We start from the raw sequence: 19,644 nt of genomic DNA, 5'->3' as shown, positions 1-19,644 counted from the left end.
CGCGGAACGGATGCGAAGGAAGGAGGGCCGGCCCGGGGGGAACCCCGGACCGGCCCTCCTCGCAGGCTCAGGCCGCTATCGGCCGCTGGCTCTGCACCGCCTGCAGCAACCCGATCGCCGCCCAGGTCGAGAACATCGACGAGCCCCCGTAGGAGACGAACGGCAGCGGGATGCCGGCCACCGGCATGATGCCCAGGCACATCCCTATGTTCTCGAAGCCCTGGAAGGCGAACCAGGCGACCACCCCGGCCGCCACGATGGTGCCGTACAGGTCGGTGGCGTGGCGGGCGATCCGGCAGGCCCGCCACAGCACCACGCCGAGCAGCACGATGATCGCCATCGCGCCGAGGAAGCCCAGCTCCTCGCCGGCCACCGTGAACACGAAGTCGGTCTGCTGCTCCGGCACGAACTGCCCGGTGGTCTGGGTCCCGTGGAACAGGCCCTTGCCGGTCAGCCCGCCGGAGCCGATCGCGATCCGGGCCTGCGCGGTGTTGTAGCCGACGCCGGACGGGTCGAGCGCCGGGTTGGCGAAGGCCGCGAAGCGGTCGATCTGGTACTTGCTCAGCACACCGAGCTTCCAGATCGCCACGCAGCCGCCGACGCCGGCCAGGATCAGCCCGAACACCCAGCGGTTGGCCGCGCCGGAGGCCAGCAGGATGCCCAGCACGATGACGGCCATCACCATCACCGAGCCGGCGTCCGGCATCAGCATCACTATGGCCATCGGCAGCGTCGCCCAGATCAGCGCCCGGAACACCGCCTTGTTCGCCGGGAACTCCCGCTCCCCCGCGTCCACCTGGTCGGACAGCACGACCGCCATCGACAGCACGATCGCCACCTTGGCGAACTCGGCCGGCTGCACCGAGAAGCCGCCGCCCAGCTGGATCCAGGAGTGCTGGCCGTTGATGGTCGAGCCGAGCGGGCTCAGCGTGGCCAGCAGCAGCACGATCACACCGGCGTACAGGAACGGCACGACCGTCCGGAACCGCCGGCTCCCTATCGCTATCACCACCGCGCACAGCACCGCCCCGATCAGGACGTTGGTCAGGTGCCGGAACAGGAAGTACTGCGGGTCGCCGTGGGTCAGCGTGTCCCGGCCCCGGGTCGCCGACCAGACCAGCAGCGAGCTGCCCAGCGACAGGACGACCGCGGCCAGCAGCAGTATCCAGTCGATCCGCCACAGCGGGGAGTCCTTGGCCAGCGCCTTGGGCACCCCGCCGCGCTGCGGCGCGAGGCGCAGCTGGCGGTACGAGCCGTAGGAGGTCATGCCCGGCCCCTTCCGGTGGAGCGGTTGGGTTCGACGGCGGCCGAGGCCATCACGAGCACCGGGGCGGGGCCGTCGGGCTGCGCCGGGTCCAGGAAGGCCCGCGACGGGCCGGAGCCCGCACCGGGGCCGCCCGGGACCGCGCCGTCGGCCGCGTCGGCACCGGCGGCACCGGCGAACGAGGCCGGCTTGATGATCGCGGTGCCGTCCGGGTTGAACTTCGGCAGCTCGGTCTGCGGCGTGGGCAGCAGCGCCTTGCCCTGGTCGATGGCGCCCTTGTCGTCGACGCCGTACAGCGCCTGGTAGATGCGCCGGATCGCGTCGCCGGAGCCGCCGGAGCCGGTGCCGCCCTGGCTTATCGTCATCACGACCGCGTAGTCGCGGCTGTAGGTGGTCAGGTACGAGGTGGTCTGCTTGCCCTCGACCTCGGCGGTGCCGGTCTTGGCGTGCAGCTCGATCTTGTCCTGCGGCCAGCCGGCACCGGTGAACTTCCAGGCGGCGGTACCGGTGGAGACGACGCCCTTGGTCGCCTCGTCGATGTACTGGAGCGTCTTGGCGTCGGTCGGCAGCTTGCCGTCCGCCTGCGGGGCGATCTCGCGGACCAGCTCTCCGCTCGGGCTTATCACCGCCTTGGCGACGGTCGGCCGCCAGAGCGTTCCCCCGTTGGCGAGCGCCGCGTAGATCCGCGCCATCTGCAGCGGGGTGACCAGGGTGTCGCCCTGGCCGATCGCGTAGTTGACGGCGTCACCGGCGCGCAGCACGTAGCCGTCGACGCAGTTCTCCTTGGCGATGAGGTCCGCGTACTCCTTGCCGCCCTTCTCGGCCTGCCGGCACCAGGCGTCCTTGTTGGCGTCGTAGAAGGACTGCTTCCACTGGCGGTCCGGCACCCGGCCGGTGGCCTCGGAGGGCAGGTCGATGCCGGTCTTGGCGCCGAGGCCGAACTGGTGGGCGGTCTTGTAGAACCAGTCGCCGGCGTCCTTCTTCGGCTTGATGCCGCCGTCGGCCGTCCACTGGTCGTAGGCGAGGCCGTAGAAGACGGTGTCGCAGGAGACCTCCAGGGCCCGGGCCAGGGTGATCGAGCCGTGGCCCTGGCTCTCGAAGTTCTTGAACTCGCGCCCGCCGATGGTCACGCTGCTCGGGCAGGGGTAGTTGCCGTTGAGCGCGTAGCCGGCCTGCGCGGCGGCGGCGGTGGAGACCACCTTGAAGGTGGAGCCGGGGGCGGACTGGCCCTGTATGGCCCGGTTCAGCAGCGGGAAGTTGGAGTCCTTGCTGGTCAGCGCCTGGTAGTCCTTGCCGGAGATGCCGCCCTGCCACAGGTTGGGGTCGTAGGTCGGGGCACTGGCCATCGCGACGATCTGCCCGGTGCGCACGTCCATCACGACCGCGGCGCCCGAGTCCGCCTCGTAGTTGCGCTGGGTGTTCTTGTCCCAGGTCTTGCGGGCGTCGGCCATCGCCTGCGCCAGGTTGTCCTCGACGACTTTCTGCACCCGGGCGTCGATGCTGGTCACCAGGTTGTTGCCGGTCTGCGGGGCGGCCTCGTCGGCGGTGCCGATGACCCGTCCGAGGTTGTCCACCTCCAGCTTGGTGATGCCGGCGGTGCCGCGCAGGTCGCGGTCGTAGACGGACTCCAGCCCGGCGCGGCCGATCTGGTCGGCCGGCAGGTAGCGGTCCAGGCCCGCCTTGTCGGCGGTCTTGGAGACCTCCTCGTCGGTGACCGGCGAGAGGTAGCCCAGCACCTGGGCGAGGTTGGCGCCCTCGGCGCCGGTGTAGTGCCGCACGGCGGTGGGCTGGGCGGTGACGCCGGGGAAGTCCTCGCGGCGCTCCATTATCTGCATCGCCTGCTGGGTGGTCGCCTCCTTGGTGACCGGGATCGGCTGGTAGGGCGAGCCGTTCCAGCAGGGCTGCGGGGTCTTGGCGTCGCAGAGCCGGACCTTCTCCTGGACGTCCTTGGCCGGCATGCCGAGCACCTCGGCGAGCCGGCCCAGCACCTCCTTGCCGCCGTCCTTCTGCTGGAGCAGCGAGGTGCGGCTGACCGAGACGACCAGTTTGGTCTCGTTGCCGGCGAGGATGCGTCCGGAGGCGTCCAGGATCTCGCCGCGCACGGCCGGTTCGACGACCTCGCGGATGTGGTTGCCGGTCGCCTTGGCGGTGTAGACGCTGGCGTTGCGGATCTGCAGGTACCACAGCCGTCCGCCGAGGGTGGCGAGCAGCGAGAGCACCAGGATCTGCAGCACCACCAGACGGATCGTCACCCGCCGGGTACGGCCGGTCTCGGGGATGTTGCTCACGTCTCGTGCGCTCCAAAACAGAACAGGGCGGGCGGGCTGGTCGCTTCGGCCGGGGCCGGGGGCTACGGGCGCTTGACCGCGCCGAGCAGGCGCTTCTTCTTGTAGGCCGGGCCGGTGCCGGCGTCGCGGGTGGTGCGGTAGCGGGCCAGGGTGCCGAGGCCGGGGCCGCCCTCGTCGTCGTCGGCGACGGCCAGCGGGTCCTTGCCGAAGCGGCGGGCGACCACCATCACGGCGGGCACCACGAAGGGGGCGAGCAGCAGGTCGTAGAGCAGGGCGGTGAACACCAGCTGGCCGAGCCCGACGTGGCGGGCGGCGGTGTCGCCGACCAGCGCGCCGACCATCGCGTACAGCAGGGTGGAGGCGATCGCGGCGCCGGCCACCACCAGCAGCGCGCTGGAGACCGAGCGCTGGCGGCCGTGCTCGGGGCGCAGCAGCCCGGCGGCGTAGCCCATCAGGCAGAGCACCAGCGCGTAGCGGCCGATGGCGTGGTCGGAGGGCGGGGCGAGGTCGGCGAGCAGGCCGGCCGCGAAGCCGACCAGGCAGCCGCCGGTCGGGCCGTAGACCAGGGCGAGGCCGACGACCACGAGCAGCAGTATGTCGGGGGTGGCTCCGGGCAGTTGCAGCCGGCCGAAGACGCTGACCTGCAGCAGCAGGCCGAGCAGGATCAGCACGGCGGAGACGGGGATGCGGGCGAGGCGCATGGCTCAGTTCCCCCCAGTGGGCTTGGCGGGCGGGACGGCGGCCGGGACGGCGGGGGCGGCCGGCACGGCCGGTGCGGCGGGCGCCGCGGGGGCGGCCTGGCCCTGGGCGGCCGGCGCGGGGGCGGGCGGCAGGACGGCGTCGCGCGGGTCGGTGCGCGGCGGGACGACGACCACACCGACCAGGTCGAGCCGGGTGAACTGGACGAAGGGCTCGACCAGGACGGTCTTGGTGAGCTGCCCGGGGTTGGCCTCGACCTCGACGACCTTGCCGACCGGGACGCCGGGGACGAACGGACGGCCGCTCTGCGAGCCGAAGGTGACCAGCCGGTCGCCCTCCTTGACCTGGGCCTTGCCGTTGAGCAGCGAGACCTTCATGGCGCTGGTGCCGCCGCCGGCGGCGAAGCCGATCTCGCCGGTGCCCTCCAGCCGGGTGCCGGCGGTGAAGCCGGGGTCGGAGGCGAGCAGCACGGTGGCGGTGGTCGGGGCGACGGTGGTGATCCGGCCGACCAGGCCCTGGCCGTTGATGACGGTCATGTCGCGGGTGAGGCCGTCGTCGCTGCCGGCGTCGATGGTGATGGTCCAGGAGAAGCCCTGGGCCGGGCCGATCGCGATGGTCTGCGCGGCCTTGACGGTGTAGCCGCCGGCGCCGGCGGTGCGCAGCAGGTCGTCGAGCTGCTTGGTGCGCCCGCCGGCCATGTCGGAGGAGGCGAGCTTCTGGCGCAGCTCGGTGTTCTCGCGGGCGAGCTGGTCGGTGCGGCCGCTGTCGGAGGCGGCGTCGCGGAAGGCGCGCACCGTGTCGGCGACCGGGTCGACGGCGCTGGCGGCGGCGCGTTCGACCGGGCCGAGGACGGTGGCGGCCGCGCGCCGGGCGCCGCCGAGCGGGGAGCTCTCACCGCCCTTGATGTCCACGGTGATCAGTGCGAAGGCGACGGCCACCAGCAGGATGAGCAGCAGCCGGCTCTCTCGTGTGTCCCTCACGGTGCTGGTACTGCCCCTTCGTACCCCTGGCCGCCTCCCCGGGGTGTGGACCCGGGCGGGGGCCCGTCAGTTCGGCTGGTGTGTCGGTTCTGCTAACGGCGCGGCGCGGCGTCGAGTACCTGCTGGAGCGCCTCGAACTCCTCGACGCACTTGCCGGAGCCGAGTGCGACGGAGTCCAGCGGGTTCTCCGCGATGTGGATCGGCATGCCGGTCTCCCGGCGCAGCCGCTCGTCCAGTCCGCGCAGCAGGGCGCCGCCGCCGGTGAGCACGATGCCCCGGTCCATGACGTCGCCGGCCAGCTCGGGCGGGCACTGGTCGAGGGTGGTCTTGACCGCGTCGATGATCGAGTTGACCGGCTCGTCGATGGCCTCGCGGACCTCGGCGGCGGAGATGACGACGGTCTTGGGCAGGCCGCTGACCAGGTCGCGGCCGCGGATCTCGGCGTGCTCGTCCTTCTCGCCCTCCAGGCCGAAGGCGGAGCCGATGCTCATCTTGATCTGTTCGGCGCTGCGCTCGCCGAGGAGCAGCGAGTACTCCTTCTTGATGTGCTGGACGATGGCGTTGTCCAGCTCGTCGCCGGCGACCCGGATGGACTGGGCGGTGACGATGCCGCCGAGCGAGATGACGGCGACCTCGGTGGTGCCGCCGCCGATGTCGACGACCATGTTGCCGGTGGGCTCGTGGACGGGCAGCCCGGCGCCGATGGCGGCGGCCATCGGCTCCTCGATGATGTGCACCTGGCGGCAGCCGGCCTGGAGGGAGGCCTCGATGACGGCGCGGCGCTCGACGCCGGTGATGCCGGAGGGGACGCAGACGACGACCCGGGGGCGGGCGAGGAAGCGGCGGCGGTGCACCTTGAGGATGAAGTAGCGCAGCATCCGCTCGGTGATCTCGAAGTCGGCGATCACGCCGTCCTTGAGCGGGCGGATGGCGACGATGTTGCCGGGGGTGCGGCCGATCATCTTCTTGGCCTCGGAGCCCACCGCGAGGATGCCCCCGGTGTTGGTGTTGACCGCCACCACCGACGGCTCGTTGAGGACGATGCCCTTGCCCCTGACGTACACCAGCGTGTTGGCAGTTCCGAGGTCGATCGCCAAGTCGCGGCCGATGAACGACAGGTTGCTCGCCATGGGGTGGGGTGCCTTTCCCGGGCTCGGAGTCATGTGGGGTGGACGGTGTGCGCGCCCACGGATGGGCGGCGACCAGCTGAGCTGCCTTACCGGGCCCTTGAGTCGCGTCCATCGTAGTCACGCCGGTCGGCACGGACGTCGACGTGGGGCATACCGTCCATTGTCCGGGGCGTGATCGCTTCTCCGGGCATTGGGACGCCGTGTCGGAGGGCCTGGTTCCCTATTTCCCGATAAGAATGCCCCGGCCGGGCCAATGGTCCCGACCGGGGCCTTCCGAAGGTCCCTGGTGGCCGTCGCGCCCGGTCGGATCAGGCGTGCGCGGGAAAGAAGATCTTGATCTCGCGCTCGGCGGACCCGACCGAGTCGGAGGCGTGGATCAGGTTCTCGCGGGTGATCGTCGCGTAGTCGCCGCGGATGGTGCCGGCCCCGGCCTCCAGCGGGTTGGTGGCGCCGGCCAGCATCCGGATGCCGGCGATGACCTCCTCGCCTTCGACGATCAGGGCGATGGACGGGCCGGAGGTCATGAACTCCAGCAGCGGCTCGTAGAACGGGCGGCCGACGTGCTCCGCGTAGTGCTGCTCCAGCGTCGCCCGGTCGAAGGTGCGCAGCTCGACGGCGGCGAGCCGCCAGCCGGCCTTGCGCTCGATGCGGCTGATGATCTCGCCGGCCAGGCCGCGCTTGACGGCGTCGGGCTTGAGCAGGACGAGAGTGCGCTGGGACACGGGGCGTCTCCTGGGGAATTCGGGTTCGGCGCGCACGCGCGGGTCCGCGTGCGGCGTGCGACTACCGCAGAGGCTACCTTGCGTGAGCGGACGCGCCGGACCCGGTCCGGGGGCCGTCTCAGGCGGTCGCGGCGGCGGCCCGGGCGGCCTTGATCTCGTCGATCCTGCGGCCGTAGTGCACCGAGCACCACCACAGGCCGGCGAAGACCGCGCCGAGCGCGAACATGGTCGGCACGACGAAGCCGCTGGCGATCAGCGCGAGCTGCAGGGCCCAGCCGACGGCGACCGCGCCGGGGCGGGTGATCATGCCGCAGAGCAGCACGCACAGTGCCATCGCGATGCCGCTGACCGTCCACAGCGCGGCGGTGGACACGTCGGAGAGCTGCATCGCGACCAGCGCCGCGAAGAGCACCACGAGGGCCTCGCCGATCAGTGTCGAGGAGCAGAGCGTCCTCATCGTCACTTCCTCCCGAGCAGCAGGCGGGCCTCGCCCACCGTGATGACCGAACCGGTGACCAGCACCCCGGCGCCGCCGAGGTCGCCCTCCTCCTCGGCCAGGGTGACGGCGGCGGCGATGGCGTCGTCGAGCCGGGGCTCGACCTGGACGCGCTCCTCGCCGAAGATCTCGACCGCGAGCGCGGCCAGCTCGTCCACGTCCATCGCGCGGTGGGTGGAGTTGCGGGTGACGACGACCTCGGCGAGGACCGGCTCGAAGGCCTCCAGCAGGCCGGACACGTCCTTGTCCCCGCTGGTGCCGATGACGCCGACCAGCCGGGTGAAGCCGAAGGACTCGGTGAGCGCGGCGACGGTGGCCCGGGCGCCGTGCGGGTTGTGGGCGGCGTCCAGGACGATGGTGGGGCTGCGCCTGACGACCTCCAGCCGGCCCGGGGAGGTGACGCCGGAGAACGCCTGGCGGACCTTGTCGGCGTCGAGCTGCCCGCCGCGGGCGCCGCCGACGCCGAAGAACGCCTCGACGGCGGCCAGCGCGAGGGCGGCGTTGTGCGCCTGGTACTCGCCGTGCAGCGGCAGGAAGACGTCCTCGTACTCCTCGCCGCCGAGTCCGCGCAGGGTCACCAGCTGGCCGCCGACGGCGAGTTCGCGGCGGATGACGCCGAACTCCATGCCCTCGCGGGCGACCGTGGCGTCGACCTCGACGGCGCGGCGCAGGATGGTCTGGGCGGCGTCGAGCTGCTGCTGGGCGACGACGGCGACCGAGCCGGGCTTGATGATCCCGGACTTCTCGACGGCGATCTCGCCGGTGGTCTCCCCCAGCTTGTCGGTGTGGTCCAGGCCGATCGGGGTGATCACGGCGACGGCGGCGTCGATGACGTTGGTGGCGTCCCAGGAGCCGCCCATGCCGACCTCGACCACGGCGACGTCCACCGGGGCGTCGGCGAAGGCCGCGTAGGCCATGCCGGTGAGCACCTCGAAGAAGGACATCGCGACCGGCTCGCGCTCGTCGACCATCCGCACGTAGGGCTCGATGTCGCGGTAGACCTCGACGAACCGCTCGGGGGTGATCGGGGCGCCGTCCAGGGTGATCCGCTCGGTGACGCTCTCCACGTGCGGACTGGTGTAGCGGCCGGTGCGCAGCTCGAAGACGCCGAGCAGCTGCTCGATCATCCGGGCGGTGGAGGTCTTGCCGTTGGTGCCGGTGACGTGGATGGAGGGGAAGGACCGCTGGGGCTGGCCCAGGATGTCCATCAGGGCCTCGATCCGGTCGAGCGAGGGCTCCAGCTTGTTCTCCGGCCAGCGCTCGGAGAGTTCCGCCTCGACGTCGCGCAGGGCGTCGCCGGTGCCGCCGTCGGCGGGGCGGAGGGTGTACGGGTTCGGGTCGGCCTTGTCGCTCACGACCACAGTCTACGGAGCGGGGCCGGGGGCTCCTCACGGGGTGAGAACCACCACTTTGCCCGAGTTGGGCAGTTTCCTCTGTTTACTATCGATTTAGCGACATCAGACCGCAATGAAGCATTGATTCGCACCCCTAGGAGACAAATCACCTTCGATCATGAGGAGCGCCTCGCCATGCCCGACGCCCTGCGCCTGTTCGTCGAGACGCGACGCGAGGGGTTCCTCCAGCTCGGCGGGCTGATCTCGCTGGCCCTGCTCTGCTACATGGTCCTGGTGTTCGGCCGCTTCCTGGTCTACTGGGCCGGCTCCCGGCACGCCTTCCGGCACAGCACCCCGGCCGCCCCCGGCGACCCCGCCGCCTTCCAGTGGCACCTGGTGGTCCCCTGCCGGGACGAGGAGACGGTGATCACCCAGACCCTCGCGGGCCTGCGGGCCGTCGCCCCCGCCGCCCACCTGTGGGTGATCGACGACGACAGCGAGGACGCCACCCGCGAACTGGTGCTCGCCGCCGCCGGCCGCGACGCGCGCGTCCACCTCGTCCAGCGCCGCCGCCCGCACGCCCGGATCGGCAAGGGCGCCGCCCTCAACGCCGCCTACCGGGAGATCTCCGCCTGGCTGCCGCCCGGCACCGACCGCTCCCGGGTGGTCCTCGGCGTGGTCGACGCCGACGGGCGGCTCGACCCCGGCACCCTCGAACAGGTCTGCAACGACCGCGCGATGGGCCGCCCCGACACCGGCGCCGTGCAGATCGGCGTACGGATGCGCAACGCCGAGGACGAACGTCCGCTGCCCGGCCGCGGCCGCGCCGCCAACGCGGCGGCCCGCGCCCTGGTCCGGATGCAGGACGTCGAGTTCCAGGCCAACAACGCCGGCATGCAGTTGCTGCGCCGGCGCACCGGCAGCGTCGGCCTCGGCGGCAACGGCCAGTTCGTCCGGCTCACCGCCCTGGACTCGCTCACCGCCGAGGAGGGCCGCGAGGGCCGCCCCTGGCCCGAGCGCGCCCTGCTGGAGGACTACGAGTCCGGCCTCGACCTGCGACTGGCCGGCTGGCGCCTCACCCATGTCACCGAGGCCAACGTCTCCCAGGAGGCGCTGGTCTCCTGGCGGCGCTTCCTCACCCAGCGCACCCGCTGGGCGCAGGGCAACATGCAGTGCCTGCGCTACACCGGCCGGGTGCTGCGCTCGCGCCACTACGGGCCCGCCGGCAAGGCCGAGGTGCTCTACACCTTCCTCCAGCCGGTGGTCTGCGTGCTGCTGGTCGTCCTCACCCCGCTGTCGCTGGCGATCACCGGGGCGGGCCTGGCGCTCTTCCCCGCGGAGACCGCCGACTTCCAGCTGCGCTACGGCCCGTGGATGGCGCTCGCCTTCGTGCTCGCCACCCTGCCGATGGTCTTCTGGGGCCCGGCCTACCGCCGGCTGGTCCACCCCGACCGCCGCCGGGCCGCCGGCCTGCTCTGGGGCGTCCTGGTCTGGCTCTACGCCTACCACCTGTTCGTGGTCGCCACCCGGGCCGCCGTCCGCCTGCTGCTCGGCCGCAACGGCTGGGCCAAGACCCGGCGCAACGCCGAGAAGGTCGCCCTCGGCGCCCCCACCGCGCTCGAGTCCTGACCCCCCGCGCACCCCTCCCCGCCGTCCCCCGCCCCGAGAACGGAGCCGATCCGCCATGTCCGCGTGCCCGTCCCCGAAGCCCGCCGCCGACCGCCCGCTCGCCCCCGCCAGCGTCGCCGTCGTCCTCGGCACCCGCCCCGAACTGGTCAAGCTCGCCCCGCTGATCCACGAGCTCGGCCCCGCCACCCGCCTGCTGCACACCGGCCAGCACTGGGACGAGGCGATGTCCGGCCGCTTCCTGCGCGACCTCGGCCTGCCCCGCCCCGAACTGCTCACCGGCGTCGGCGGCCGCCCGAGGGCCGGCCAGATCGCCCGGTCCCTCGGCCAGCTCGACGCCGCCTTCGCCGAGGACCGCCCGGCCGCCGTCGTCGTCCAGGGCGACACCAACGCCACCCTGGCCGGCGCCCTGGCCGCCAACGCCCGGGACATCCCGCTGGTGCACGTCGAGGCCGGGCTGCGCAGCTTCGACCGGGCGATGCCCGAGGAGCACAACCGGGTGATGGTCGACCACGTCGCCGACCTGCTGTGCGCGGCCACCCCCGACAACGCCGCCAACCTGCGCGCCGAGTCCCTCGCCGAGGAGCGGATCGCGCTCACCGGCAACACCGTCGTCGAGGTGGTCCGCGGCTCGCTGCCGGACGCCGCCGCCCGGGCCGCCCTGCTCGCCGCGCACGGCCTCACCGCCGACGGCTACGTCCTGGCCACCGTGCACCGGCCGGAGAACACCGACACCGCCGAGGCGCTCGGCGCCGTCCTCGCCGAGCTCGACCGGATCGCCCGGGCCGGCACCCCGGTGCTGTTCCCGATGCACCCGCGCACCCGGGCCGCCGTCGAGCGGTTCGCGCTGGACGGCCTGCTGGAGCGGCTCGCGGTGACCGGGCCGGTCGGCTACGCCGACTTCCTGGGCCTGGCCCGGCACGCCGCGCTGCTGGTCTCCGACTCCGGCGGGGTGCAGGAGGAGTGCACCGTGCTCGGCCGCCCGCTGCTGGTGGTGCGCCGCTCCACCGAACGGCCCGAGGCCGTCGAGGCCGGCTTCGCCGCGCTGGTGGCGCCGGGCGGCGAGCTCGGCGAGCAGGCCCGGGCCTGGCTGTCCGACACCCCCGAGCGGCTGGCCCGGCTGGCGGGCACCCCGAGCCCCTACGGCGACGGACTGGCCTCCGCCCGGATCGCGGACCTGACCGCACGGCTGGTCCGGGAGGGCGCCGAGCCGCTTCCGACGGCCGCCTGAACCGGGGCCCCGGGCCGGGGCCCTCTTGACAGCAGAATTGGTCTACTCCATTTTGTGAGGGCAAGTCTCCGATCCCGACAGGGACTTGAGTTGTCGGTAGCTCCCGCACGCACACCCATCGACACCCGGACGGCTCTCCCCCACGAGGGCCGCCGGCCTCCCCCACAGGAGATGGAGTCATGCCACCTGCCCGACAGCGGCGCCCGCGCGCCGTCCAATCGATGCTCGCCGGCGCCAGCGCCGTCGCCATCGGCCTCAGCGGCCTGGTCCTCGCCGGCGGCACCGGTACCGCCCAGGCGGCGCCCGGCGACGTCGAACTGATCACCAACGGCGGCTTCGAGGACGCCAACCGCCTCAGCGGCTGGACCTGTACGGCCGGCACCCCGGAGACCGCCTCGGTCCACTCCGGCACCGGCGCGCTGCGCTCCACCCCGGGCGGCGGCGGCACCGGCGAGTGCACCCAGACCGTCGCGGTGAAGCCGTCCTCGACCTACACGCTGAGCAGCTGGGTCCAGGGCTCGTACGTCTACCTCGGTGCCCGCGGCACCGGCGGCACCGACCCGAGCACCTGGACCCCCGGCGGCAGCGCCTGGTCCAAGCTCAGCACCACCTTCACCACCGGCGCGAACACCACCAGCGTCACCGTCTACCTGCACGGCTGGTACGGGCAGCCGGCCTTCCTGGCCGACGACGTCTCCCTGCTCGGCCCGGGTGACCCGAAGCCCAGCCCCACCGCGACCAGCCCCAGCCCGAGCAGCCCGGGCACCCCGTCCCCCACCGTCACCACGCCCACCCCCACCTCCACCACCCCGCGGCCGCCGTCCAAGCACCTGCTCACCGGCTACTGGCAGAACTTCGACAACGGCGCCACCGTGCAGCGGATCAGCGACGTCCCGGCCGCCTACGACATCATCGCGGTCTCCTTCGCCGAGGCCACCGGCACGGCCGGCGGCCTGGGCTTCGCCCTGGACCCGACGCTCTCCTCCCGGCTCGGCGGCTACACCGAGGCCCAGTTCAAGGCCGACATCGCGGCCAAGAAGGCGGCCGGCAAGAAGGTGATCCTCTCGGTCGGCGGCGAGAAGGGCTCGGTCTCCGTCGGCAGCGCCTCCGCGGCCACCAACTTCGCGAACACCGCCTGGTCCCTGATGCAGACCTACGGCTTCGACGGCGTGGACATCGACCTGGAGAACGGCATCAACTCCACCTACATGGGGCAGGCGCTGCACTCGCTGGCCGCCAAGGCCGGCCCCGGCTTCACGCTCACCATGGCGCCGCAGACCATCGACATGCAGTCCACCGGCATGGAGTACTTCAAGCTGGCGCTGAACGTGAAGGACATCCTCACCATCGTCAACATGCAGTACTACAACTCCGGCGCGATGCTGGGCTGTGACGGCCAGGTCTACTCCCAGGGCACCGTCAACTTCCTCACCGGGCTGGCCTGCATCCAGCTCAAGGGCGGGCTGCGGCCCGACCAGGTGGGCCTCGGCGTGCCTGCCTCCACCAGCGCGGCCGGCGGCGGCTACGTCAGCCCCAGCGTGGTCAACAACGCGCTGGACTGCCTGGCCTCCGGCACCAACTGCGGCAGCTTCAAGCCCGACACCAAGTGGCCCGGGATCGGCGGGGCGATGACCTGGTCGACCAACTGGGACGCCAAGGCGGGCGGCGGGATCGCCAACACCGTCGGCTCGCACCTGCACGCGATGCCGTAACCGCGAACGCGCGGGGCCGCGGGGCCCGGGCGGGGGGTCAGACCCCGGCCCGGGCCTCCGGCACGCCCGCGGGCACCCCGCCGTGCCGGCGGCGCAGCTCGGCGGTGATCTCCGCCAGCTCGCCCTCCGGCAGCAGCGGCAGCATCATCGCCACGCCCTGGAGCAGGCCGCCGAGCAGGAAGGTGGTGTCGGGGGTGGTGGCGACCAGGCCGCGGACCTCGGCCACCTCGCCGGCCGCGACCGCCTCGATCAGCCGGGCCGCGTCCACGCCCTCCTCGTCGACGTGCACGGCGCCGGTGTCGCGCGGGGCGCGCCGGGCCATCGCCCGCAGCACCCGGTCGCCGACCTCGGGGGCGTAGGCCTTGCGGACCGCCTCGGCGGCGATCCAGGTGAGCAGCGTGGTCACCTCGCGCTCGGCCTGCTCCTCGAACAGCCGGTCCAAGGCGTGGTCGAACGCGAGCTGGTTCCCGTGCCGGAAGGCGAGCAGCAGGGTCGCCGCCCGCCCCTTGGCCTCCTCGACCGCCTCGGCAGGCAGTTCGCCGGCCAGTTCCTCGGTCAGCTCCTCGGTCACCATCACGTCCATGCCCTCCCGTCGCTCCTCGCCGTCCGGAACTCGAAGCACACCGTACACAGTCGACCTGGAAACTTCCGCGAGCGCGCGCGGGCAAGACCGGAATGAATTCGGGCGGAATAGGACCCCACCCGGTCCGGGATGAATATTCGCCGGAAGGGAGCAACGGATTGGGCTATTGGGCCGCACGATTTTCCGACCTCCGGAAAAACGGCGGAGCCGCACCCCGCGTCGGCGGGATGCGGCTCCGGGAACCGTCGGCGCGTCAGCCCTGCGGCAGCGCCGCGAGCTGGGCGGTGATCCGGGCGATGTCGGCCTCGGCGGCCTCCTGGCGGCCCCGGATCTTGGCGACCACGTCGTCCGGCGCCTTGGCCAGGAAGGCCTCGTTGCCGAGCTTGGCGCCGCACTGGGTCTTCTCCTTCTCGGCCGCCGCGAGGTCCTTGGCGAGGCGCTTGCGCTCCGCCGCGACGTCGATCGTGCCGGACAGGTCCAGCGCCACGGTGGCGCCGGCGACCGGCAGCGAGGCGGTGGCCGCGAAGCCCTCCTCGGGCACGGTCAGCCGCAGCAGCGAGCGGATCGCGTCCTCGTGGACGGCCAGCACGGTGCCGTCCAGGTCCAGGCGGGCCGGGACCTTCTGGGCCGGCTGGAGGCCCTGGTCCGAACGGAACCGGCGGACCTCGGTGACCACCTGCTGGAGCGTGGCGACCTCGGCCTCGGCCGCGGTGTCCCGGAAGCCGCTGTCCTTCGGCCAGTCGGCGACGACCACCGACTCGGCACCGGTCAGCGTGGTCCACAGCGCCTCGGTGACGAACGGCACGACCGGGTGGAGCAGCCGCAGGGTGACGTCCAGGACCTCGCCCAGCACCCGGCGGGAGGCCTCGGCCTGCGCGCCGCCCTTGGCCAGGGTGGTCTTGGAGAGCTCGACGTACCAGTCGAACACCTCGTCCCAGGCGAAGTGGTAGAGCGCGTCCGAGGCCTTGGCGAACTCGTAGCCGTCGTACAGCGCGTCGACCTCGGTCACGGTCGCGTTCAGCCGCGACAGGATCCAGCGGTCCACCGCGGTCAGCTGCTCCGGGGCGGGCAGCGGGCCGTCCGCGGTCGCGCCGTTCATCAGCGCGAACCGGGTCGCGTTCCAGATCTTGTTGCAGAAGTTGCGCGCGCCCTTGACCCAGTCCTCGCCGATCGGCACGTCGGCGCCCGGGTTGGCGCCGCGGGCCAGGGTGAAGCGGACCGCGTCGGAGCCGTAGGCGTCCATCCAGTCCAGCGGGTCGACGGCGGTGCCGGAGGACTTCGACATCTTCTTGCCGAACTCGTCGCGCACCAGACCGGTCAGGGCGACCGTCTTGAACGGCGCCTGGCCGTCCATCGCGTACAGGCCGAACATCATCATCCGGGCGACCCAGAAGAAGATGATGTCGTGGCCGGTGACCAGGACGTCGGTGGAGTAGAACTTCTCCAGGTCCGGGGTCTTCTCCGGCCAGCCCAGCGTGGAGAACGGCCACAGGCCGGAGGAGAACCAGGTGTCCAGGACGTCGGGGTCCTGGTGCCAGCCCTCGCCCGTCGGCGGCTGCTCGTCCGGGCCGACGCAGACGACCTCGCCGTCCGGGCCGTACCAGACCGGGATCCGGTGGCCCCACCACAGCTGGCGCGAGATGCACCAGTCGTACATGTTGTCGACCCAGTCGAAGTAGCGGCGCTCCAGCTCCTTCGGGTGGATCTCCACCTTGCCGTCGCGGACCGCGTCGCCGGCCGCCTTCGCCAGCGGCTCGACCTTGACCCACCACTGCAGCGACAGCCGCGGCTCGACCACCGTGTGGCAGCGCGAGCAGTGGCCGACGGCGTGCATGTACGGGCGCTTCTCGGCGACGATCCGGCCCTGCTCGCGCAGCGCGCCGACGACGGCCGAGCGGGCCTCCAGCCGGTCCAGGCCGAGGAACGGGCCGTGCACGGTGATCGCGCCGCGCTCGTCCATGACGCTCAGGTTCGGCAGGTCGTGGCGCTGGCCGATGGCGAAGTCGTTGGGGTCGTGCGCCGGGGTCACCTTGACGGCGCCGGTGCCGAACTCCGGGTCGACGTGCTCGTCCGCGACGACCGGGATCTCCCGGTCGGTCAGCGGCAGCTTGACGGTGCGCCCGACCAGGTGCCGGTAGCGCTCGTCGTCCGGGTGGACGGCCACCGCGGTGTCGCCCAGCATCGTCTCGGCCCGGGTGGTGGCGACGACGACGGAGTCCTCGCCGTCCCCGTAGCGGATCGAGACCAGCTCGCCGGGGACCTCCTCGTGCTCCACCTCGATGTCGGACAGCGCGGTGAGACAGCGCGGGCACCAGTTGATGATGCGCTCGGCGCGGTAGATCAGGCCGTCGTCGAAGAGCCGCTTGAAGATGGTCTGGACGGCCTTGGACAGGCCCTCGTCCATGGTGAAGCGCTCCCGCGACCAGTCGACGCCGTCGCCGAGGCGGCGCATCTGGCCGAGGATCCTGCCGCCGTAGTTCTCCTTCCACTCCCAGACCTTCTCGACGAAGGCCTCGCGGCCCAGGTCGTGGCGGGAGAGGCCGGACTCGGCGAGCTGCTGCTCGACCTTGTTCTGGGTGGCGATGCCGGCGTGGTCCATGCCGGGCAGCCAGAGCGCCTCGAAGCCCTGCATGCGCTTGCGGCGGGTCAGCGCGTCCATCAGCGTGTGCTGGAAGGCGTGGCCCAGGTGCAGCGCACCGGTGACGTTCGGCGGGGGGATGACGATGGTGTACGGGGGCTTGTCGCTCTTGGCGTCGGCGGTGAAGTAACCGCGCTCTACCCAGCGCTCGTACAGCTCGCCCTCTACGTCCGCCGGGGCGAAGGTCGTCGGGAGGGTGGCTGCTTCGTCCCCGGCATGCGTGCTCGCGGGGCGCTGGTTCGTGGTGTCGGTCACGACGGACAGTTTACGTAACTCGGGAACCGGGTCACGAACGGCTTTCACCCCCCGGACACCGCGGCGGGCGGCAGCGGGCCCGCAGTGGTATTACCCGACCGGGTGACGGACCGGTGCGATAGCGTGCCGGACATTCGTCCGAGCCTTCGCACAAGCCCGGCACCACCGTCCCAGGAAGGGCCTCCGTGACCGAGCAGAACCCCTACGGCGCCCCACCCCCGCCTCCGCAGCCCGGCGGACAGCCGTACGGCGGCCAGCCCTACGGCGGGCAGTCCTACGGCGGGCAGTCCCACCCCGGCCCGCCCGTGCCGCCGCAGACCCCGCCGCCCTTCGGCGCCGTCCCGCCGCCGGGCCAGCCCGGGCCGCCCGGCTACGCCCCGTACGGCGCGTTCCCCGCCGCCCCGCCGCCGCGCCGCCGGCGCACCCTCGGCATCCTCGTCGGCGTCTTCGTGCTCGTGCTGGTCCTCATCGGCGGCGCGGTCGCGTACTTCGTCTTCGACATCACCTCCAACGCCGGCACCCAGAAGATCGTCCTGCCGGCCACCTTCAACGGCCTCACCAGGGACGAGAACAGCGAGGTCGCCCAGCAGATGGAGGAGGCCATCACCTCCGAGCTGGGCAAGGGCGACGGCTCCTGGCACCCCACCGGCGTCAGCGCCGTCTACCAGGACTCCGCCGAGGACCCGCGGCTCGTGGTGCTCGGCGGCTACGGCAAGGTGCTGGCCCCGAAGACCGAGCTCGACGCCATGTTCAAGGGGCTGCAGTCCGACGGCACCACGGTCGGCAACCGGCACCCGGTCGACCCCGGCCCCAAGGGCGGCAGCATGGACTGCGGCGTCGCCTCCCAGGACGGCACCGACCTGGGCGTCTGCGCCTGGGCCGACTCCAGCAGCCTGGTCCTGGTGATGAGCCCGCCGGCCGAGGAGGGCGGCCGGCCCGACCTCGACAAGCTCGCCGCGGACACCCGCGCCCTGCGCGCCGTCTCCGAGCTCCCCAAGTAACCGGGTTCCCCCGGGCAGCCGCAACGGACGAGGGCCCCGGCGCCGCCGACAGGCGGTACCGGGGCCCTCGTCCGTGCCCGGGCGGGAACCGTCAGGCGCTCTTGTCGCGCCGCTCCCGCTTGATCATGTCGCGCGGCACCAGGGTCGGGATGGCGTGCTTGGAGACGACGTCCCCGGTCACCACCACGCGGGCGACGTCCTGACGCGAGGGCACCTCGTACATCACGGACATCAGCACCTCCTCCATGATGGCCCGCAGACCGCGCGCGCCGGTGCCGCGCAGGATCGCCTGGTCGGCGATCGCCTCCAGCGCGTCCCGGGAGAACTCCAGCTCCACGCCGTCCAGTTCGAAGAGCTTGCGGTACTGCTTGACCAGCGCGTTCTTCGGCTCGGTGAGGATCTGCAGCAGCGCCTCGCGGTCCAGGTTGTGCACACTGGTGATCACCGGGAGGCGGCCGATGAACTCCGGGATCATGCCGAACTTGACCAGGTCCTCCGGCATCACCTGGCGGAAGTGGTCGCTGGCGTCCAGCTCCCGCTTGGAGCGGATGTTGGCGCCGAAGCCGATGCCCTTGGCACCCGCCCGGCCCTCGATGATCCGCTCCAGGCCCGCGAACGCGCCGCCCACGATGAACAGCACGTTGGTGGTGTCGATCTGGATGAACTCCTGGTGCGGGTGCTTGCGCCCGCCCTGCGGCGGCACCGAGGCGGTGGTGCCCTCCAGGATCTTCAGCAGCGCCTGCTGGACGCCCTCGCCGGAGACGTCCCGGGTGATCGACGGGTTCTCGCTCTTGCGCGCGACCTTGTCGATCTCGTCGATGTAGATGATCCCGGTCTCGGCCTTCTTGACGTCGTAGTCGGCCGCCTGGATCAGCTTGAGCAGGATGTTCTCGACGTCCTCGCCGACGTACCCGGCCTCGGTGAGCGCGGTGGCGTCGGCGATCGCGAACGGCACGTTCAGCATCCGGGCCAGGGTCTGCGCCAGCAGCGTCTTGCCGGAGCCGGTCGGGCCGAGCAGCAGGATGTTGGACTTCGCCAGCTCGATGGCGTCCTCGCGGCCGTTGCCGCCGCTGCGGCCCGCCTCACCGGCCTGGACCCGCTTGTAGTGGTTGTAGACGGCCACCGACAGGGCCTTCTTGGCGAGGTCCTGGCCAACCACGTACTGGTCCAGGAACTCGTAGATCTCGCGGGGCTTCGGGAGCTCCTCGAAGCGCACCTCGGAGGTCTCGGCGAGCTCCTCCTCGATGATCTCGTTGCACAGGTCGATGCACTCGTCGCAGATGTACACGCCTGGGCCGGCGATCAGCTTCTTCACCTGCTTCTGCGACTTGCCGCAGAACGAGCACTTGAGCAGGTCGCCACCGTCTCCGATGCGTGCCACGAGGTGCTTCCCCTTCGCCAGGGGCCCCGCGGGAGTTCCGGGGCCTGGTGCTGTGGACCGTCGACGCCGACGGCGATCGGTCTCGCTATCCGACGGTACTCTGCCGAGCCGCCGATTCCGCCCTCTTCGCCGGGTCTGCCCTACGCCCTGGGCGAATTGATACCGAACAGATGCCGTCGGAGCAGCCGCCGGTGCGCCGGGGGCGGGGCGCGGCCGCCCCGCGCGGGCCCCCCCCCCCGGAGCCAACCCCCCCCCGGAGGGGCCGCGGGGGCGCTGGCCGCCGCACTAGGGGAGAGAGGGCGGG

General features: G+C 72.2%; 15 protein-coding genes. 4 read left to right on the top strand and 11 right to left on the bottom strand.

The genetic code is table 11. The annotated features are described in order from the left end of the window. Positions 1 to 67: 67 nt before the first annotated feature. The 8 genes from rodA to ACFU74_RS09135 form a co-directional block, all read right to left on the bottom strand. Positions 68 to 1,267: a rod shape-determining protein RodA gene (rodA, locus tag ACFU74_RS09170; RefSeq protein ID WP_380754127.1), complete on the bottom strand. Its 1,200-nt coding sequence runs from the start codon at positions 1,265 to 1,267 to the stop codon at positions 68 to 70. Continuing rightward, entirely contained in the window at positions 1,264 to 3,552 is a 2,289-nt protein-coding gene (gene mrdA, locus ACFU74_RS09165; protein WP_380754124.1) for a penicillin-binding protein 2, read from the bottom strand. Before mrdA ends, rodA begins: the two co-directional genes overlap by 4 nt. A 62-nt stretch (positions 3,553 to 3,614) precedes the next feature. Beyond that, entirely contained in the window at positions 3,615 to 4,253 is a 639-nt protein-coding gene (gene mreD / locus ACFU74_RS09160; protein ID WP_380754122.1) for a rod shape-determining protein MreD, read from the bottom strand. 3 nt (positions 4,254 to 4,256) lie between these two features. Then, positions 4,257 to 5,231: a rod shape-determining protein MreC gene (mreC, locus tag ACFU74_RS09155; RefSeq protein ID WP_380754120.1), complete on the bottom strand. Its 975-nt coding sequence runs from the start codon at positions 5,229 to 5,231 to the stop codon at positions 4,257 to 4,259. Between the two features lie 92 nt (positions 5,232 to 5,323). Further along, positions 5,324 to 6,349, bottom strand: coding sequence for a rod shape-determining protein (locus ACFU74_RS09150; RefSeq protein WP_030309693.1), 1,026 nt, complete (start codon positions 6,347 to 6,349; stop codon positions 5,324 to 5,326). Between the two features lie 320 nt (positions 6,350 to 6,669). Continuing rightward, on the bottom strand, positions 6,670 to 7,083 hold the full coding sequence (gene ndk, locus ACFU74_RS09145) for a nucleoside-diphosphate kinase (RefSeq protein ID WP_380754117.1): 414 nt from the start codon (positions 7,081 to 7,083) through the stop codon (positions 6,670 to 6,672). Positions 7,084 to 7,201: 118 nt separating this feature from the next. Beyond that, positions 7,202 to 7,540: a DUF4233 domain-containing protein gene (locus ACFU74_RS09140; RefSeq protein ID WP_380754114.1), complete on the bottom strand. Its 339-nt coding sequence runs from the start codon at positions 7,538 to 7,540 to the stop codon at positions 7,202 to 7,204. A 2-nt stretch (positions 7,541 to 7,542) separates the two neighbouring features. Then, a complete protein-coding gene (locus ACFU74_RS09135; protein ID WP_380754111.1) occupies positions 7,543 to 8,934 on the bottom strand; it encodes a bifunctional folylpolyglutamate synthase/dihydrofolate synthase in 1,392 nt (463 codons plus the stop codon). A 174-nt stretch (positions 8,935 to 9,108) separates the two neighbouring features. Between ACFU74_RS09135 and ACFU74_RS09130 the strand changes: the two genes are divergently transcribed. From ACFU74_RS09130 to ACFU74_RS09120, 3 genes are all read left to right on the top strand, one after another. Then, a complete protein-coding gene (locus ACFU74_RS09130; protein ID WP_380754108.1) occupies positions 9,109 to 10,542 on the top strand; it encodes a glycosyltransferase in 1,434 nt (477 codons plus the stop codon). A gap of 55 nt (positions 10,543 to 10,597) precedes the next feature. Beyond that, the gene (gene wecB, locus ACFU74_RS09125) at positions 10,598 to 11,770 is read left to right on the top strand and encodes a non-hydrolyzing UDP-N-acetylglucosamine 2-epimerase (protein ID WP_380754105.1); all 1,173 of its coding nucleotides are present in this window, start codon (positions 10,598 to 10,600) and stop codon (positions 11,768 to 11,770) included. A gap of 179 nt (positions 11,771 to 11,949) precedes the next feature. Further along, complete coding sequence (locus ACFU74_RS09120) at positions 11,950 to 13,482, top strand: chitinase (protein ID WP_380754103.1); 1,533 nt, start codon at positions 11,950 to 11,952, stop codon at positions 13,480 to 13,482. Positions 13,483 to 13,519: 37 nt separating this feature from the next. On the opposite strand, the gene ACFU74_RS09115 is transcribed toward ACFU74_RS09120, so the two are convergent. Next, a complete protein-coding gene (locus ACFU74_RS09115; RefSeq protein ID WP_380754100.1) occupies positions 13,520 to 14,065 on the bottom strand; it encodes a hypothetical protein in 546 nt (181 codons plus the stop codon). Between the two features lie 253 nt (positions 14,066 to 14,318). Then, on the bottom strand, positions 14,319 to 16,958 hold the full coding sequence (locus ACFU74_RS09110) for a valine--tRNA ligase (protein ID WP_380754098.1): 2,640 nt from the start codon (positions 16,956 to 16,958) through the stop codon (positions 14,319 to 14,321). A 185-nt stretch (positions 16,959 to 17,143) separates the two neighbouring features. Here ACFU74_RS09110 and ACFU74_RS09105 point away from each other — a divergent pair, with 185 nt between their 5' ends. Continuing rightward, positions 17,144 to 17,959 (top strand): hypothetical protein, encoded by an 816-nt coding sequence (locus ACFU74_RS09105; RefSeq protein ID WP_380754095.1) that lies wholly within the window; start codon positions 17,144 to 17,146, stop codon positions 17,957 to 17,959. A gap of 91 nt (positions 17,960 to 18,050) precedes the next feature. On the opposite strand, the gene clpX is transcribed toward ACFU74_RS09105, so the two are convergent. After that, entirely contained in the window at positions 18,051 to 19,340 is a 1,290-nt protein-coding gene (gene clpX / locus ACFU74_RS09100) for an ATP-dependent Clp protease ATP-binding subunit ClpX (RefSeq protein ID WP_350569305.1), read from the bottom strand. Positions 19,341 to 19,644 lie beyond the last annotated feature (304 nt).

Source organism: Kitasatospora sp. NPDC057500 (assembly GCF_042802195.1).
In the GTDB taxonomy this organism is placed as follows: Bacteria; Actinomycetota; Actinomycetes; order Streptomycetales; family Streptomycetaceae; genus Kitasatospora.
This window is presented reverse-complemented; position numbering and strand designations above follow the sequence as displayed.

What these genes read in the sequence shown, in the direction of transcription:
- rodA (WP_380754127.1), bottom strand. Translation starts at nt 1,267, where the DNA reads ATGACCTCCTACGGCTCGTACCGCCAGCTGCGCCTCGCGCCGCAGCGC.
- mreD (WP_380754122.1), bottom strand. Translation starts at nt 4,253, where the DNA reads ATGCGCCTCGCCCGCATCCCCGTCTCCGCCGTGCTGATCCTGCTCGGC.
- ACFU74_RS09140 (WP_380754114.1), bottom strand. Translation starts at nt 7,540, where the DNA reads ATGAGGACGCTCTGCTCCTCGACACTGATCGGCGAGGCCCTCGTGGTG.
- ACFU74_RS09130 (WP_380754108.1), top strand. Translation starts at nt 9,109, where the DNA reads ATGCCCGACGCCCTGCGCCTGTTCGTCGAGACGCGACGCGAGGGGTTC.
- wecB (WP_380754105.1), top strand. Translation starts at nt 10,598, where the DNA reads ATGTCCGCGTGCCCGTCCCCGAAGCCCGCCGCCGACCGCCCGCTCGCC.
- ACFU74_RS09120 (WP_380754103.1), top strand. Translation starts at nt 11,950, where the DNA reads ATGCCACCTGCCCGACAGCGGCGCCCGCGCGCCGTCCAATCGATGCTC.
- ACFU74_RS09115 (WP_380754100.1), bottom strand. Translation starts at nt 14,065, where the DNA reads ATGGACGTGATGGTGACCGAGGAGCTGACCGAGGAACTGGCCGGCGAA.